General features: G+C 29.8%; 12 protein-coding genes. 6 read left to right on the top strand and 6 right to left on the bottom strand.

Annotated features, from left to right (window positions below):
- Positions 1 to 2: 2 nt before the first annotated feature.
- From AVBRAN9331_RS03300 to putP, 3 genes are all read right to left on the bottom strand, one after another.
- The gene (locus AVBRAN9331_RS03300; protein ID WP_214117112.1) at positions 3 to 461 is read right to left on the bottom strand and encodes a hypothetical protein; all 459 of its coding nucleotides are present in this window, start codon (positions 459 to 461) and stop codon (positions 3 to 5) included.
- A complete protein-coding gene (gene alaS / locus AVBRAN9331_RS03295) occupies positions 455 to 2,995 on the bottom strand; it encodes an alanine--tRNA ligase (protein WP_336612388.1) in 2,541 nt (846 codons plus the stop codon). The genes AVBRAN9331_RS03300 and alaS overlap by 7 nt, the downstream gene beginning before the upstream one ends.
- A 71-nt stretch (positions 2,996 to 3,066) precedes the next feature.
- Positions 3,067 to 4,587: a sodium/proline symporter PutP gene (gene putP, locus AVBRAN9331_RS03290; protein WP_214150494.1), complete on the bottom strand. Its 1,521-nt coding sequence runs from the start codon at positions 4,585 to 4,587 to the stop codon at positions 3,067 to 3,069.
- 327 nt (positions 4,588 to 4,914) lie between these two features.
- Between putP and AVBRAN9331_RS03285 the strand changes: the two genes are divergently transcribed.
- The 6 genes from AVBRAN9331_RS03285 (at position 4,915) to AVBRAN9331_RS03260 (ending at position 11,537) form a co-directional block, all read left to right on the top strand.
- Positions 4,915 to 6,006 carry a DegT/DnrJ/EryC1/StrS family aminotransferase gene (locus tag AVBRAN9331_RS03285; protein ID WP_239803562.1) on the top strand — a complete coding sequence of 364 codons (1,092 nt, stop codon included), beginning with the start codon at positions 4,915 to 4,917 and terminating at the stop codon, positions 6,004 to 6,006.
- The gene (locus AVBRAN9331_RS03280) at positions 6,007 to 7,125 is read left to right on the top strand and encodes a 5-methyltetrahydropteroyltriglutamate--homocysteine S-methyltransferase (RefSeq protein WP_214117126.1); all 1,119 of its coding nucleotides are present in this window, start codon (positions 6,007 to 6,009) and stop codon (positions 7,123 to 7,125) included.
- The gene (locus tag AVBRAN9331_RS03275) at positions 7,125 to 7,940 is read left to right on the top strand and encodes a Gfo/Idh/MocA family protein (protein ID WP_336612387.1); all 816 of its coding nucleotides are present in this window, start codon (positions 7,125 to 7,127) and stop codon (positions 7,938 to 7,940) included. Before AVBRAN9331_RS03280 ends, AVBRAN9331_RS03275 begins: the two co-directional genes overlap by 1 nt.
- Positions 7,941 to 8,028: 88 nt before the next feature.
- Positions 8,029 to 9,615 carry a phosphoglycerate dehydrogenase gene (serA, locus tag AVBRAN9331_RS03270; protein ID WP_214117130.1) on the top strand — a complete coding sequence of 529 codons (1,587 nt, stop codon included), beginning with the start codon at positions 8,029 to 8,031 and terminating at the stop codon, positions 9,613 to 9,615.
- Positions 9,596 to 10,237, top strand: coding sequence for a histidine phosphatase family protein (locus AVBRAN9331_RS03265; protein WP_336612386.1), 642 nt, complete (start codon positions 9,596 to 9,598; stop codon positions 10,235 to 10,237). Before serA ends, AVBRAN9331_RS03265 begins: the two co-directional genes overlap by 20 nt.
- A 400-nt stretch (positions 10,238 to 10,637) precedes the next feature.
- Positions 10,638 to 11,537, top strand: a complete 900-nt coding sequence (locus tag AVBRAN9331_RS03260; RefSeq protein ID WP_336612385.1) for a LysR family transcriptional regulator — start codon at positions 10,638 to 10,640, stop codon at positions 11,535 to 11,537.
- 9 nt (positions 11,538 to 11,546) lie between these two features.
- Here AVBRAN9331_RS03260 and sdhE read toward each other — a convergent pair whose 3' ends face one another.
- Genes sdhE through sdhA form a run of 3 tightly spaced genes read right to left on the bottom strand, consistent with a single transcriptional unit; the run spans position 11,547 to position 15,214 of the window.
- Positions 11,547 to 12,407, bottom strand: a complete 861-nt coding sequence (gene sdhE / locus AVBRAN9331_RS03255; RefSeq protein WP_214142701.1) for an 8-methylmenaquinol:fumarate reductase membrane anchor subunit — start codon at positions 12,405 to 12,407, stop codon at positions 11,547 to 11,549.
- 3 nt (positions 12,408 to 12,410) lie between these two features.
- A complete protein-coding gene (sdhB, locus tag AVBRAN9331_RS03250) occupies positions 12,411 to 13,370 on the bottom strand; it encodes an 8-methylmenaquinol:fumarate reductase iron-sulfur subunit (protein WP_214117140.1) in 960 nt (319 codons plus the stop codon).
- Complete coding sequence (gene sdhA / locus AVBRAN9331_RS03245; protein WP_214142699.1) at positions 13,370 to 15,214, bottom strand: 8-methylmenaquinol:fumarate reductase flavoprotein subunit; 1,845 nt, start codon at positions 15,212 to 15,214, stop codon at positions 13,370 to 13,372. Before sdhA ends, sdhB begins: the two co-directional genes overlap by 1 nt.
- Positions 15,215 to 15,419: the final 205 nt, after the last annotated feature.

Genomic DNA, 15,419 nt, shown 5'->3' with positions numbered 1-15,419 from the left:
CCTTAAATCATAGTGCTAATGAGTAAAGCAAATAGCACACCAATACAAGAAATCAAAATATTTAACGGGATAAAATAATAAACAATTAAAGCTATTTTTTCATTACAAACTAATAATTTATTTTCTTTTTCTTTCTCACATAAAATAAATTGATAATAAATATATAATAAATTTAAAGTAGCAAAAGCATAAAGCGACCATTGCGTAGATGCTAAAGTATTAAACAATGGGTCAGAACTATTATTAATCATTACATATATAGCACTAAAAGCCATAACAGCCATTAAAACAAAAAACGCATAAAGCTGCTTTTTTAATATCCTTAGTGCTTTTTGTAAATTCTCTTCATCTTCACATAAATAAAAACCAGCATTTGCTCTAATGCCTAAATGAAGACCAATAAAGCAAATACCAGCTAATAAATGTATATAAGGTAAAACTAAGCTATCAAGCCCTAGCATATTACCTTCTTGATTTCGTCTTTTGCTAAAGCTAAAGCTTCGTTGATTTTACTAATATCTTTTGCACCAGCAGTAGCAAAATCATCTCTACCGCCGCCATTTCCGCCTAAAAATTGAGCTACAATCTTAGCTAAATTTCCAGCCTTAACGCTAGTATTTTTTGAGCCAACCGCAATGCTTACTTTATCGTCTTTGCAAGTGATTAAAACAATAACAGCTTTATCAAATTTATTTTTAAACTCATCTATACCAGATTTAATATCAAGCCCGTTATATTCACTAACGCAAACATTAACGCCGTTAATAATCTCGCTATTTAAATTATTAGCACCATTTTTTAAAGCGTCTTTTAGTTCTTTTATTTCATTTTTTAAATTCTCAAAACTCTTTAAAATATCATTTGTTTTTAGACTTTTTTTGATATTTTCAAATTCCGCAATCAAATTCCTTGAGTATTCTTTAGCAGCCTTACTTGCTATTGCTTCAATTCTTCTAACACCAGCACTTACTCCGCTTTCTTTTAATATTATAAAATCGCCAATTACTGAAGTATTGCTAACATGAGTTCCACCACAAAGCTCAATGCTATCTCCTAAAGTTAATACCCTTACTTTATCGCCATATTTTGTATCAAAAAGCGCCATTGCACCACATTTTTTTGCACTTTCAATATCAGTTATTTGAATATTTGAATTTGTAGCTTTATAAATCATATCATTTACAATATCACTAATTTGCTTTAGCTCATCTTCATTTAATGCACGGGTAAAATTAAAATCAAATCTAATTCTATTAAAATCTACAAATGAACCTGCTTGAGTTGCATTTTCTCCTAAAACCTTTCTTAACGCATAATGAAGCAAGTGAGTAGCACTATGATGTCTTGCGATTTCTGCTCTTCTTTCGGTATCAATTTTGATTAATAATTCATCATTTACATTAAAATCACCTACAATTTCAACTAAAGCTAAATTAATATCAAAAAATTTCTCAACTTCAAGCACATTTGCAACTAATTTATCATTTTTATAAATACTACCTAAATCGTAATTTTGCCCACCACTTGTTGCATAAAGTGGAGTTTTATCAAACATTAGCCAAGCTTTTTTGCTTTTAATTCCAATTTTAAATTCTTCATCTAAAACAGCTAATAATTTTGCTTTAATTTCAGTATTTTCATATCCAACGAACTCATTTACACCAAATTTATCTAATAATTCTTTAAAATCTCCGTGAGTTGCTTTATCCCCACTACCTTTCCAATTTGCTTTAGCTAATTCTCTTTGCTTAGCCATTAGTTCATTGAATTTGTCTTCATCAATTTTAAGATTTTTTTCTCTTAACATGTCAAGAGTTAAATCAAGTGGAAAGCCATAAGTATCATATAATTTAAACGCAACTTCTCCACTAAAAACATTTTTAGTATTTTTAAGCTCTTCATTAAAAATACTCATTCCATTTTCAATAGTATTTAAAAATCTCTCTTCTTCGCTTAATAATTGCTCTTTTACAAAAGATTTTTTCTCATTTAAATATGTATAATGCTCTCCCATTAATTCACAAACAATATCTACTAATTTATACATAAATGCACTTTTAAATCCTAGTAAATATCCGTGTCTTAAAGCTCTTCTTACGATACGGCGTAAAACATATCCTCTACCTTCTTTATCAAATGTTACGCCTTGAGCTAGTAAAAATGTAGCTGAACGAATATGATCAGCAATTACTCTAAAGCTTGCTCCACTTTTATATTCATATTTTAGGTTTGCTAAACTTGCGATTTTTTCAATTATTGGCATAAATAATGAGCTATCAAAATTGCTAAATTTTCCTTCTTTAATAGCACTTACACGCTCAAGTCCCATACCTGTATCAATGCTAGGTTTTGGTAGTTTTGTCATAGTTCCATCAGGGTGTTTTTCAAACTGCATAAAAACTAAATTCCAAATCTCAAGGAATCTATCTCCATCTCCACCCATATAATCTTCATCGCTTTTAAAATTTTCTTCACCTTGGTCGTAAAAAATCTCACTACAAGGACCACATGGGCCAGTATCACCCATTTGCCAGAAATTATCTTTATCTCCAAATTTATAAATGCGTTCTTTTGCAATATGTTTTTGCCACATATTATAAGCTTCATCATCGTTTTCATGAACAGTTACATAAAGCCTATCTTTAGGTAATTTTATAATCTCAGTTACAAATTCCCAAGCATAAGCAATAGCTTGTTCTTTAAAATAATCACCAAAAGAGAAATTTCCTAACATTTCAAAAAATGTATGATGTCTTGCAGTATAACCAACATTATCTAAGTCATTGTGCTTTCCACCTGCACGAATACAAGTTTGACAGCTTGTTTTTCTAGGTGGATTTGGGCGTGGCACTTCACCTGTAAAAATACTCTTAAAAGGAACCATTCCTGCATTTGCAAAAAGCAAAGTCGCATCATCAGGCACAAGTGGGCTTGATGGGGTAATTTCATGACCTTTACTAGCAAAAAACTCTAAAAATTCTTTTCTTATATCCATTTTTATATCCTTGAAAATTTTTTAAATCATATCAAAAAGGTTTTAAACTAAAGATAATAAAGCTCTAATTTTTAGAGCTTTAATTTAGTTAGCATATCATCATAAGCTTTTTTTGTTCCTTGTCTTACTGGCTGTATCATTGAGCCTATTATTATAAATACTGAAGCTAGTAAAAATCCTGGTATTATTGAATAAAGTTCAAATATACCTTCTTTTGCAATATTAAAATAATCAATATGCTCCCATAAAATCACTCCTAAAGCACCAAAACTCATACCTAAAATCGCACCTAATCTACTCATATTTTTCCAAAATAAAGAAAAAATTATCACACTACCAAAAGAAGCACCAAAACCAGCCCAAGCATATCCAACAATATCAATAATACTAGTATTTTTATCAGCAGAAATTATAAAAGCAACAATAGCAACAACCAAAACACTAAGTCTTGAAACTCTCATTACTATCTTAGCAGGAGCACCTTTATTAAAAATTTTTCTATAAAAATCTTCTGCTAAAGTTGAGCTAGATACTAATAATTGCGAACTAGCTGTGCTCATAATCGCTGCTAAAATCGCACTTAATAAAATTCCAGAAATCCAAGGATTAAATAATAATTGGCTAGTTACTATAAAAATTCTATCCTTATCTAATAAGTCTATATTAAACTTATATAAATAAGCTATACCAATAAATCCTATTAAAATAGCTCCAATTAAGCTAATTACCATCCAAGAAATACCTACAAAAGTAGCAATTGGAATGTCTTTTGTGCTTTTTATAGATATAAACCTTACTATTATGTGTGGCTGACCAAAATATCCAAGTCCCCAAGCTAAAGAACTAATTATCCCTACTAAAGTTAGATTTTTACTCATAGAAATATAATCTTTTTGACTTTCTTCTCCAAGCTTAATTATTATATTAATAGCTTCGCTAAATCCGCCTATTTCATTAATCATAACCAATGGAACAATAATTAAAGCTCCCATCATCAATAAGCCTTGTATCAAATCAGTCCAACAAACTGCCTTATATCCGCCAACGAAAGTATAAACAACTATTAATATAGTTCCTGTAATTACTGCTTGTTCGTATTTAACTGAAAATAATTCTTCAAAAAGCTTTCCACCAGCTACTAAACCACTAGATATATAAATAGTAAAAAATATTAAAATCACAATAGCACAAATTATTCTTAAGGTATGACTATCATCGCTAAATCTAGTCTCAAAATAATCAGGAATAGTTATACAATCTTTTCTAACATCAGTATAAATTCTAAGCCTTTTAGCAACAAACATCCAATTAATTAAAGCACCAATACTAAGCCCTATTGCTATATAAGTTTTACCTAAGCCATATAATAAAACAGCCCCTGGTAATCCCATAAGAAGCCAACCACTCATATCAGACGCTCCAGCACTAAGTGCTGATACTATAGGACCCATACCTTTATCGCCTATAAAATAATCTTCTGAAGTTTTATTTTTCTTCCAAAAATAAAACCCAATTCCTAGCATTAATACGCTATAGAATACAAAATCTAAAATTATTGGCAAACTAATTTGCACCTTTTCTAATTCATTCATTTTTATCCTTTTATATAGACTAACTTTTAAAACTCTAGCACCTAAATTCCAATAATAATAAAATACTATAAAATAAGATTATTTAATAATTCAAATATTTTATTAATAAATAGATTTATTACTAGCTATAGTTTTTGAGTATTTGCTACTTGTTTATAAATAAAAGCTTTTAAATATCCTATTTTATCACATTCAATATCATTTTAAATAATTTTTATAAATTTATATTTTAAAAAAGCTTATTATAAAGATTACAATAAAGCCTTAAATAATTATGTATTAAATGAAAGCAAATACAATTAGCCTTTTATTTTTTAAGGATAATCAATGTTAGCATTCTGTGATTTAAAATCTCAATATTTAAAATACAAAAACGAAATAGATGAAAGAATTCAAAATATATTAAATAATACAAGTTTTATAGGTGGAAATGAAGTTGCTTTACTTGAAAGTAATCTAGCAAATTATACAAAAGCAAAATACGCATATTCATGCTCAAACGGAACTACGGCTTTATATGTAGCATTAAAAGCTTTAGGGATTAAAGAAGGTGATGAGATAATTACAACTCCTTTTACTTTCATTGCAAGTTCTGAAATGATAGCTTTAATTAAAGCTAAACCTGTTTTTGTTGATATAAGCGAAGTAGATTATAACCTTGATATAAGCAAAATTGAAAGCCTAATTACACCTAAGACTAAGGCTATTTTGGCAGTTTCAATTTTTGGTCAAATGCCTGATTTAAATTCCATAAAAAATATATGTAAAAAACATAATTTATACTTGATTGAAGATGCGGCTCAAAGCTTTGGTGCAAAAGATGATTTAGGCAATATCTCTTGTAATATTGCCGATATTAGCACTACAAGTTTTTTCCCTTCAAAACCACTTGGATGCTATGGAGATGGTGGGGCTATCTTTACAAATAACGATGAATTAGCAAAAAAAGTAAAATTACTTATAAATCACGGAAGCGAAATGAGATATAAACACGAAATAATAGGCTTAAATGCAAGACTTGATAGCATACAAGCTGCAGTTTTAAATGTAAAATTAAAATATTTTGATGAAGAAATTGCTAAAAGAAACGAAATTGCTAACATTTATACAAAAAACCTTAAAAACTGCATTACACCTAAGGTAAAACCAGGATATAAGAGCGTTTGGGCTCAATATAGCGTAAGGGTTAAAAATAGAGATTTAGTAGTAAAAAAACTAAGTGAAAACAATATCCCAACCGCAATTCATTATCCAATAGCGCTATATTCGCAACCTTGCTTTAAATATTTAGATTATAAAGCAAGTGATTTTAAAGTATGCGAAAATGTAACGAATGAGATTTTATCTTTGCCATTTTCTGCATTTTTAGATACACTAGACCAAGAAAAAATCATTGAAATTTTTAATAAAGGAGAATAAATGAGAAGATTAGATCAAGTAGGTTCATTCTTAAGACCAGCCAAATTAAAAGCTGCAAGAAGTGATTATGCAAACGCAAAAATCAGTAAAGACGAATTAAGAGCTATTGAAGATGAGTGCATAAAAGAACTACTCATTGAGTGTGATAAAAACAATGTTTATTATCTAAGTGATGGAGAATTTAGACGCTCTTGGTGGCATTTAGATTTTTATTGGGGATTTAGTGGAATTAGCAAAATTATTAAAGAAAAAGGCTATGTTTTTAAAGGTATAGAAACAAGAGCTGAAGGTATTAAAATAACTAATAAAATAGAATGTAAAGACCATCCTTTCTTAAAAGATTTTGCAAGTTTAGTAAACATTGCAAAAGAATTAGGCATTGATACAAATCGCTTAAAATTAACAATTCCTAGCCCATCAATGCTTTTATATATGTTATTTATCCGTGGTGGATTTAATGTAGAATTTGAATACTACGGAAAAGATTATGCAAAATTAAAAGAAGATATTTTAAAAGCCTATGCTGATTTTTATTTAGAATTTGAAAAATTAGGCGGAGTTTATTTACAACTTGATGATGTTAGCTTTGGCTCGTTTTGTGATGAAGATTTTAGAGCAAATCTAATCAAAAACAACTATAACGCCGATGATTGCACTAAAGAATATGTAGAGTATTTAAACAAAAGCCTAGCAACTATGCCAAAAACAATCACAAGTGCAATACATATATGTAGGGGTAATTATAGAAGCCATTTTAGTGCTAGTGGTGGATATAGCAAAGTTGCTAGCGAATTATTTGCAAATCTTAATATAAATAAATTCTTTTTAGAATTTGATGATGATAGGTCAGGAGATTTTGAACCATTAAAATATATTAAAAATCAAATAGTAGTAATTGGACTTTTAACTACTAAAACTAAGGAAAATCCAAGTATTCAAACTCTAATTAAAAGAGCAAAAGAAGCAGCTAATTTCTTAGATACAAAACAAATTGAGTTTAGCACCCAATGTGGTTTTAGCTCTACAGAAGAAGGTAATGAAATTGATATGAATACTCAATGGGAAAAAATCGCACTTTTAAATGAATTAAATAATACTTTAGATAAAGAAGGCTTTTAATGAATATAGCATTAATAGGTCTTGGTGTAATGGGTAAAAACCACTACACCGAACTTTGTAAAAAGGATATAAATTTATATTGCTTTGATTTAATTAAGCCTGATTGGATTGATGATGATAAGTATTTTTCTAATTTAGATGAATTGTTAAAAAATGATATTGATGGAGCGATAATAGTTGTTCCGACTAAATATCATTATGAAGTATTTTCTAAGATTAAAGATAAAATCAATTTTATTCTAATAGAAAAACCATTATCATTTAGCCTTGATGAAGCTTTAGCTATTAAAAATAGTGGAGTGAATGTAGCAGTTGGCTTTTGTGAGAGATTTAATCCTGTAAGCCTTGAGTTTTTAAAACATATCAAAAACGAAGAAATAAAATATGCAAGTTTTATAAGAGCATCTAAAAAACCAGCTAGAATTAGTGATGTTGGGGTTGATTTAGACCTTTGTGTGCATGATTTGGATTTAGCAAATTTCTTTGGGATAAAGGCTAGTTTTAAAATAAATCGCACAAATAATCCTTGCACGCAAATTAAGCTAAATTCTAATAATCTTGATATTTTAGCTTCTTGGGAATTTAATAGTAGGATTAGAAAAGCCTTTATAAATACAAATGTATCAAGCTATGAATTAGACTTTTTAAACTCAAAATTAATTAAAGATGAAACTACAATAACACTTCAAGCTCATTCAAGCCTAGCAAAAGAGCAAGATGAGTTTATTAATTATATCAAGACAAATGATTTAGGGCTTTTAGCAAGTGTTGATGATGCTATTTATACTCAAGAAATTCTAAAGAATTTGAATTAAGATATTAAAAATACCGACTTAAAACAAATTAATTAATCAATCCTTTAAAATAATTGCTAGAATAAAGCTTTTATTTAAAGGAGAGTAGATGAACAAGATTTTAGTTTTAGATGGAGTTAGCGATTTAGCTACTAAAATTTTAGAAAAAGATTGCAAAGTAAGTGAATATCCTAAAATTAGCGAAGAAGAATTGCTAAAAATAATTGGTGATTATGATGCAGTTATTTTAAGAAGTGCTACAAAAATTACAGAAAAAGTATTAGAACACGCTCATAGATTAAAAGTAATTGGTAGAGCTGGAGTTGGTGTTGATAATATAGATATAAAAGCAGCTACAAAAAAAGGAATAATAGTAGTAAATGCACCAAATGGTAATACAAACGCAGCTACAGAACATACTTTTGCACTAATGTTAAGCCTTGCTAGAATGATACCTAACGCACATGCTAGCGTAGTAAATGGTATTTGGGATAGAAAAAGCTTTTTAGGACTTGAATTAAAAGATAAAACTTTAGGGGTTTTAGGTTTAGGTAGAATTGGTGCTGGTGTTGCTAGTAGAGCGCAAGCATTTGGTATGAAAGTAATTGCGTATGACCCATATCTTAGCAACGAAAGAGCTATTCATTTACAAGTTAAAAAATGTGAATTAGATGAAGTTTATGCTGAAGCTGATTTTATTACATTACACCTTCCATTAACAGATGAAACAAAAGAAATGATAAATAAAAATAGCATAGCCAAAATGAAAAAAGGTGTAAGAATTATAAATGCAGCAAGGGGTGAATGTATTAATCTTGATGATTTAACAAATGCTTTAAAAAATAAAGATATTGCAGGAGCTGCTCTTGATGTTTTTGCTAATGAGCCATTAGGAAACCACGAGATTACAACTTTAAAAAATGTGGTTTTAACACCGCATTTAGGTGCATCTACAATAGAAGCTCAAGAAGGAGTTGCAGTTGATGTGGCAATTGCTATTAAAGAAGCGTTAAATGGTCAAATGGTTGCTAGTGCTTTAAATGCTGTGCCAGTTAGCCCTGAAATGCTAAATAAAATTAAGCCTTATTTTAATCTAGTAAAAGCATTAGGATTTATTGCGTGTGAAGTTAGCAATTCAGCAATTAAACAAGTTTTCATTGAATATTCAAATGCCTTTAAAGAGCTTGACACTAGAGCTTTAAGCCAAGTAATGTTATGTGGATTATTAAATTCTATATTGCAAGAAAAAGTAAATATGGTTAATGCACCAATTCTAGCTCAAAATAGAGGAATAAGCTTAATTGAGCAAAAAAGTGATGAAGTAAATAATCAAATAAAAGTAAAAATAGTAAGCGAATTAGGTGAGCACGAAATAAGAGGAGCTTTAATGAGCGATAAGAGTGCTTATGTTAGTGGTATTGATGAATATGATATTAAATTTGAACCAAGTGGAGTATTATTGTTAGTGCCACACGATAATGTGCCTGGTATGATAGGACAAATTGGAACTATTTTAGGCGAAGCAGGAATAAATATTTTAAGTATGCAAGTTAGCAAAACAAATACAAGTGGTGAAAACATAATGGCAATTAGTATTAATAAAAAACCATTAAAAACAGATTATAAAAAACTTTGTGAATTAGCTGGAGTTCATGGAGTTAAGATAATTGATTGCAGTGAGATTTGCGATGATTAATCTAATACTACTTAGACACGGACAAACTAATTGGAATAAAGAAGGTAGATATCAAGGTCAAATTGATACTGATTTAAGTGATTTAGGCAAGGAGCAAGCTAAGAAATTAGCCCTTGCTTTAAAAAATATACAAATTGATTTTTTTATAGCAAGTCCTTTAAAAAGAGCTTATGAAACAGCTTGTGAAAGTGCTAAATTTCACAATAAAGAAGTTTTAAAAGATGAAAGATTATTAGAGATAAATCACGGAACTTGGGAAGGTAAATTATCAAGTGAAATAGAACAAGATTTATTAAAAAAATGGAAGCAAACCCCACATTTAGTAAAAATGCCTAATGGAGAAAGCTTAGAAGATATTTTAAATAGAGTAAAACTTGCAATAAACGATTATATTACAAAATACGATGGAAAAACAATTGCAGTTTTCGCTCACGATGCAGTAAATAAGGTAATCATTTCTCATTTATTAAATGCACCACTTAGCTCATTTTGGAATATTACTCAAGATAATACTTGTATTAATGTCCTTGAAATATCTAATGATTTAGCAAAAATAATAACCTTAAATAACACCAATCATTTAGGATATTTATATTCTAAAGAAATTCAATTAGGTTTATAATGCTTATTTAAATTCTTATTTTGATTTTTACAAAATAAGAATTTAAAACAATTGCTTTACTAAATAATTCATCTTTAAAAATTATATAAATTTATATAATATGAAAACCATAAAATACAGCTTCAATTTGCTTTAAAATATTCTTACAAGATATATTAATCTAAAGCAGAATTTGTTGTAATGTCAATATTATTTAGCATATTATTTTTGCTATTTTACTTATATTCAGGTATTACCCACGCTAGAATAATCATTTTTACCTTGTTTTAAAATCTTATAATAAATATTATCTATTTAAATTTTAAAAGTAAAAAATTTTATAAAGCTATTTTTTATTTTATTACCAAATAACATATAAAATATTTATATGAAAAATAAAGAATTTAAATTAGGATAAAAGATGAATTTTAGACATATGCAACTATTTTTAAAAGTAGCAAAATTACAAAGCTTTACAAAGGCTGCAAATGAGCTTAAAATACCGCAACCATCATTATCTCAAAGTATTTTTGCATTAGAAAATGAGCTAAAAACCACGCTTTTTAATAGAAGCACAAATCCAATATCTTTAACCGAAGCAGGAGAAATATATTTAAAAAAAGCAAATCTAATAAAAGATATGATAGCAGAGCTTGATACTGAAATTTCAGCACTAAACAATGCCAAAACTGGCAAAATTCGTATAGCATTCTTACAAAATGGCTATAATATGATTCCAAATCTCTTGCCACAATTTTGCAAGCGTTTTAGTGATGCTAGTATTAAAATTTCTCAAATCTTTTCAACGCTTAAAATCAAACAAATGATTTATGATGATGAAATTGACCTTGGAATGCTAGTGTTACCACTTGATATAAAATATTTAAAATATGAAATAATAAAAAGCAGCAATGTTTTTCTAGCACTGCCATCTTTACACGAATTATCTTTAAAATATAAAAATAAAGAATTGCCAGAAATATCAATCAAAGAACTAAAAAATGAGAAATTTATTCTGCCAAAATCTTCTCAAAGAAGTAGATTAGATATTGATTTAATGTTTAAAAACAATGAATTTATTCCTAAAATTTTATGCGAAACTGAGACTTTTGATATTGCAAATTCAATAGTAGCAAGCGGTGTTGGTGCTACTTTTACTATTAGAGAATTAATAAAAGATGATAAAAAAGATAAAATAAAATTATTTAATATAAAAGATAATAATTTAATTAAAACATTAGTTATAGCTTATAAAAAAGATAAAAAACTCTCACATTTAGAGCTTGAGTTTATAAAAATGGCAAAAGAATTAGGGGCTTAGCCCCTAAAATTATGCTAATTTTGTAGCATCAATTATATTTAAATCAAGTCCTAATTGTTCGTTGCTAAGACCAAGTGCTAATCCTACTAATTGAGAAAGATGAATTATTGGCTTTCTAATTTCAGAACCCATTGCATCTTGATAGCGTTCTTGGTAAATATCAAGCTGCATTTGGCAAAGCGGACAAGGTGTAACAACGCAATCAGCACCATTTTTATCAGCACTACCAACAATTTGAGATGACATTTTTTGCACCGATTTTACTGCTGGATAACTAGCGTGAAAACCACAGCAATCTAAGCGTTTTTCAAATGGAACTATTGTCGCACCAAGCGCACTAACTACAGCTTCAAAGCTTTTTGGATTAGTTGAACTTTCTTTTGCGTTATATGATTTTTCAGGGCGAATACTATGACAACCATAAAATAAAGCTACTTTTAGATTTGAAAGTGGCTTAACAACTTTTGATTTTAAGGTATCTAAATTCTCATACAAAATCCATAAAAGGCTTGTTATTTCATTATTTCCTTGATATTTCATATTACCTTTTGCTAAATATTCATTTATGCGGTCTTTTGCACCTTTATCTAAAGCAGTTTTTGCACGAGTTAAAGTTAGCATACAAGTGCTACAGGTTGTTAGCATTGGCATATTCATATTCTCAGCTAATGCTATATTTCTAGCATTTGCTACAAGTGCTGCTATTGGGTCTACATCTTGTGCTTGAGATGCACCACAGCAACTCCAACCCTTAATCTCGTGTAAAGTTATACCTAGTATTGGAGCTATTGCTTCTAATGACATTTTTGATTCTTTAGCTGCTTGACTTAAAACACAGCCAGGGAAAAAAGCGAAATCTTTTTGTTGCATAACTTACTCCTTATTAGCAGCTCTAGCTGCTTCAATCATTTTTACTAAATCTTCATGACCTTCAATTTCTTCATCACCAAAAATATGTAATGGATTCATCTTACCTGCTTTCATTAGATTGTACGCAATATCTATTTTTGTAGTATTTGCTAAAACACCTTCAGAGCGAAGTGCTAAATAAATCTCATTTAATCTACCTGTATCTTCTAAGTCTTTTAAGAATGCTTCTGCGTGAGCTGGTCCTGTGCCATCTTTTAAACCTTTTTTCATAGCCATTACTCTTAGCATTGCTATATCATCAGCAGCACTAATTCCTTTAGGACAGCGGTCAGCACACTCTTGACAATGAACGCACATCCAAAGACCATTTGCAATAGATGGTTTTAAGTGTTTTAAAGCATCTTTTGAGCGTGAATCATAAGCAGCACGAAATGCGTGAGTAAATACAAATGGTTCCATATAATCACTTGAATCAGCTTCAAGTTTATTACATTCACTAGCACAACAACCACATAAAATACAATCCCATTGTTTTTTAATAGCATCAACTTCAGCTTGAGTTTGCACGCAACCTTTTTTATCAGAAAAGGCTTCTTTTGGTGTTATAGTTGGTTTTATTTTTCTTAAATTCTCAATACTTGGCTCCCAATCTACAACTAAATCCGAAAGAACTTTAAAATTTGCCAAAGGAGAGATTTTTAAGCTTTCAGGATTGTCATATTCTTTTAATAAATCATCCATTTTAGTATCACAAGCAAGGTATGAATGCCCATTCACACGCACACCACAAGCACCACAAATTGCCATACGACAAGCCGAAGTAAAATTTAGTGAAATATCTTGAGTGCGTTTTATATGTTGTAATAAGGCTAAAAGCGTTTTTCCCTTTACTTCATCTATACTTAAATCATATGCTTGAACAAATTTATCAACTCCATTAAAGCGGTCAATTAAAATTTTCATTAGTATTTCCTTTCTTCAGGTTTAAATTCTGTAATAACTACATCTTTATAACTAAGGCTTAATTTGTCATCTTTTAAAGTAACAAGGCTATGTTTTAAGAAATTCTCATCATCTCTTGTTGGATAATCTTCTCTAGTATGAGCCCCACGGCTTTCTTTTCTATTTAATGCACCAAGACAAGCACATCTTGCTAAAAGAATAAGATTTCCAAATTCTAAATACTCAATTAAAGCGGTGTTATAGAACATATTTGGGTTTGAAATTTTAAGATTATTATATTTAGCCCAAATCTCATCTAGGATTTTTATATGTTTTTCAAGCTTTTCTCCTGTTCTATAAATTCCCATATTATCCCAGTTGTATTGTCCAAATTCTTCTCTTAAATCATAAAGCTCGTTAGGTTTTGAATTGCCACTTGTTATATCTTTTAGCTTAATTCTCCATTTTTGAGCTAATTCTTCAGCGTGTTTGCCAGAGCCATAATTTTGTCTTTTATTTGCATACTCACCTGCACCCTCACCTGCAAGTTTGCCTGTAACTGCCGCATCAGCTAAGCTATTTCCACCTAGACGATTTGCTCCGTGAATTGAAGCACAACTTGTCTCACCTGCAGCAAAAAGTCCTGCTAAATGAGTACTCATATCATCAAATTTTGCAATTTCTATACCACCCATTGAATAGTGTGCTGTTGGACGAATTTTAATTGGTTCTTTTACTAAATCTATACCTTCAAATAAAAGTCCAATATGACGAATTTGTGGTAATTCATTCATAATTTGTTCTTCACCTAAATGTGTAACATCTAAAAGAACATAAGAACCCATTCCTTCTCCAAATCCATTGCCTAAACGAATTTCACTTTCAATTGAACGAGAAACAATATCTCTTGGAGCAAGCTCAAGGCGATTTGAGTATTTACTCATAAAGCGTTCGCCTTTATTATTAATTAATTTTCCACCAAGACCTCTTGCCGCTTCAGTAATTAATGCACCACCATTTCTAACTCCTGTTGGGTGAAATTGAAGCATTTCAGGGTCTTTAAACGCAAGTCCAGCTCTAAGTGCTGCAGCAATTCCATCTCCACTAGCATTAAATGGGGTTGAAGTGCGGTTATAAAACACACGAGTATAACCACCTGTTGCTAGAACCACTGATTTTGCTAATACAGGCACTACATCTCCTGTTTGCATATTTAAAAGAACTACACCTTCGCACTCATTATTATCAATCGCAATATCAAGTAAGTAATGGTCAAGCAAGAAATTAACACCATTTGTAATGGCTTCATCAAGACAGGTGTGCATCATAATAGAACCTGTTTTATCGGCTGCATAATTACAGCGTTCATATTTTGCACCACCAGCAAAACGCCTTGCAACCGTTTTATCTTGTTGTCTATTAAAAGGCATTCCTGCATAATCAAGTTCGTGAATTGCTTCAGTTGCTTTTTCGGCAAATTTAATAATTACATCTTGATCGCCTAAAAAATCACTACCTTTAACAGTATCATACGCGTGTAATTTGTTTGAGTCACCATTTTCAAAATCAATCACACCATTAATCCCACCTTCAGCCATACAGGTTGCATTTCGTGATGGCATACCTTTATTAACTACTACAACATTTAAATTTGGATGATTTTTTCTAACCGCAACAGCAGCTCTAAGACCAGCACCACCAGAGCCGATAACTAAAACATCTACGCTTGGTAGTGAGGTATTTTTACCACTTTTTTTAAGCTCACTTGCCATAATTGATACAGGGCTTGTGCTAGCTGCTACTGCACCAACACCAATAGTAGCTGATTTTATGAAATCTCGCCTATTGAATTTTTCTTCATTCATATAAAACTCCTTTAAATAAGAATTTTGGTATTAATCTTTATTTTTTTCTTAAAATAAAAAATTAATAGCAAAATATTATTCTAAATTACATTATAAGTCAAATATTATTTTTTTTATAATCTCATAAGATAAAAATTATAATATATAAAAAATCACGATTTTATGGTATTTTGAATTAGAGAATTTGTAATAAAATTAATATAAA

It is taken from the genome of Campylobacter sp. RM9331, from assembly GCF_020137685.1.
In the GTDB taxonomy this organism is placed as follows: domain Bacteria; phylum Campylobacterota; class Campylobacteria; order Campylobacterales; family Campylobacteraceae; genus Campylobacter_E.
Note: the sequence above shows the minus strand (reverse complement) of the source record. Positions and strands in the feature narration are given on the sequence as shown.

What these genes read in the sequence shown, in the direction of transcription:
- sdhE (WP_214142701.1), bottom strand. Translation starts at nt 12,407, where the DNA reads ATGCAACAAAAAGATTTCGCTTTTTTCCCTGGCTGTGTTTTAAGTCAA.
- AVBRAN9331_RS03260 (WP_336612385.1), top strand. Translation starts at nt 10,638, where the DNA reads ATGAATTTTAGACATATGCAACTATTTTTAAAAGTAGCAAAATTACAA.
- AVBRAN9331_RS03280 (WP_214117126.1), top strand. Translation starts at nt 6,007, where the DNA reads ATGAGAAGATTAGATCAAGTAGGTTCATTCTTAAGACCAGCCAAATTA.
- AVBRAN9331_RS03275 (WP_336612387.1), top strand. Translation starts at nt 7,125, where the DNA reads ATGAATATAGCATTAATAGGTCTTGGTGTAATGGGTAAAAACCACTAC.
- putP (WP_214150494.1), bottom strand. Translation starts at nt 4,587, where the DNA reads ATGAATGAATTAGAAAAGGTGCAAATTAGTTTGCCAATAATTTTAGAT.
- sdhA (WP_214142699.1), bottom strand. Translation starts at nt 15,214, where the DNA reads ATGAATGAAGAAAAATTCAATAGGCGAGATTTCATAAAATCAGCTACT.
- AVBRAN9331_RS03285 (WP_239803562.1), top strand. Translation starts at nt 4,915, where the DNA reads ATGTTAGCATTCTGTGATTTAAAATCTCAATATTTAAAATACAAAAAC.
- alaS (WP_336612388.1), bottom strand. Translation starts at nt 2,995, where the DNA reads ATGGATATAAGAAAAGAATTTTTAGAGTTTTTTGCTAGTAAAGGTCAT.
- sdhB (WP_214117140.1), bottom strand. Translation starts at nt 13,370, where the DNA reads ATGAAAATTTTAATTGACCGCTTTAATGGAGTTGATAAATTTGTTCAA.
- AVBRAN9331_RS03300 (WP_214117112.1), bottom strand. Translation starts at nt 461, where the DNA reads ATGCTAGGGCTTGATAGCTTAGTTTTACCTTATATACATTTATTAGCT.
- serA (WP_214117130.1), top strand. Translation starts at nt 8,029, where the DNA reads ATGAACAAGATTTTAGTTTTAGATGGAGTTAGCGATTTAGCTACTAAA.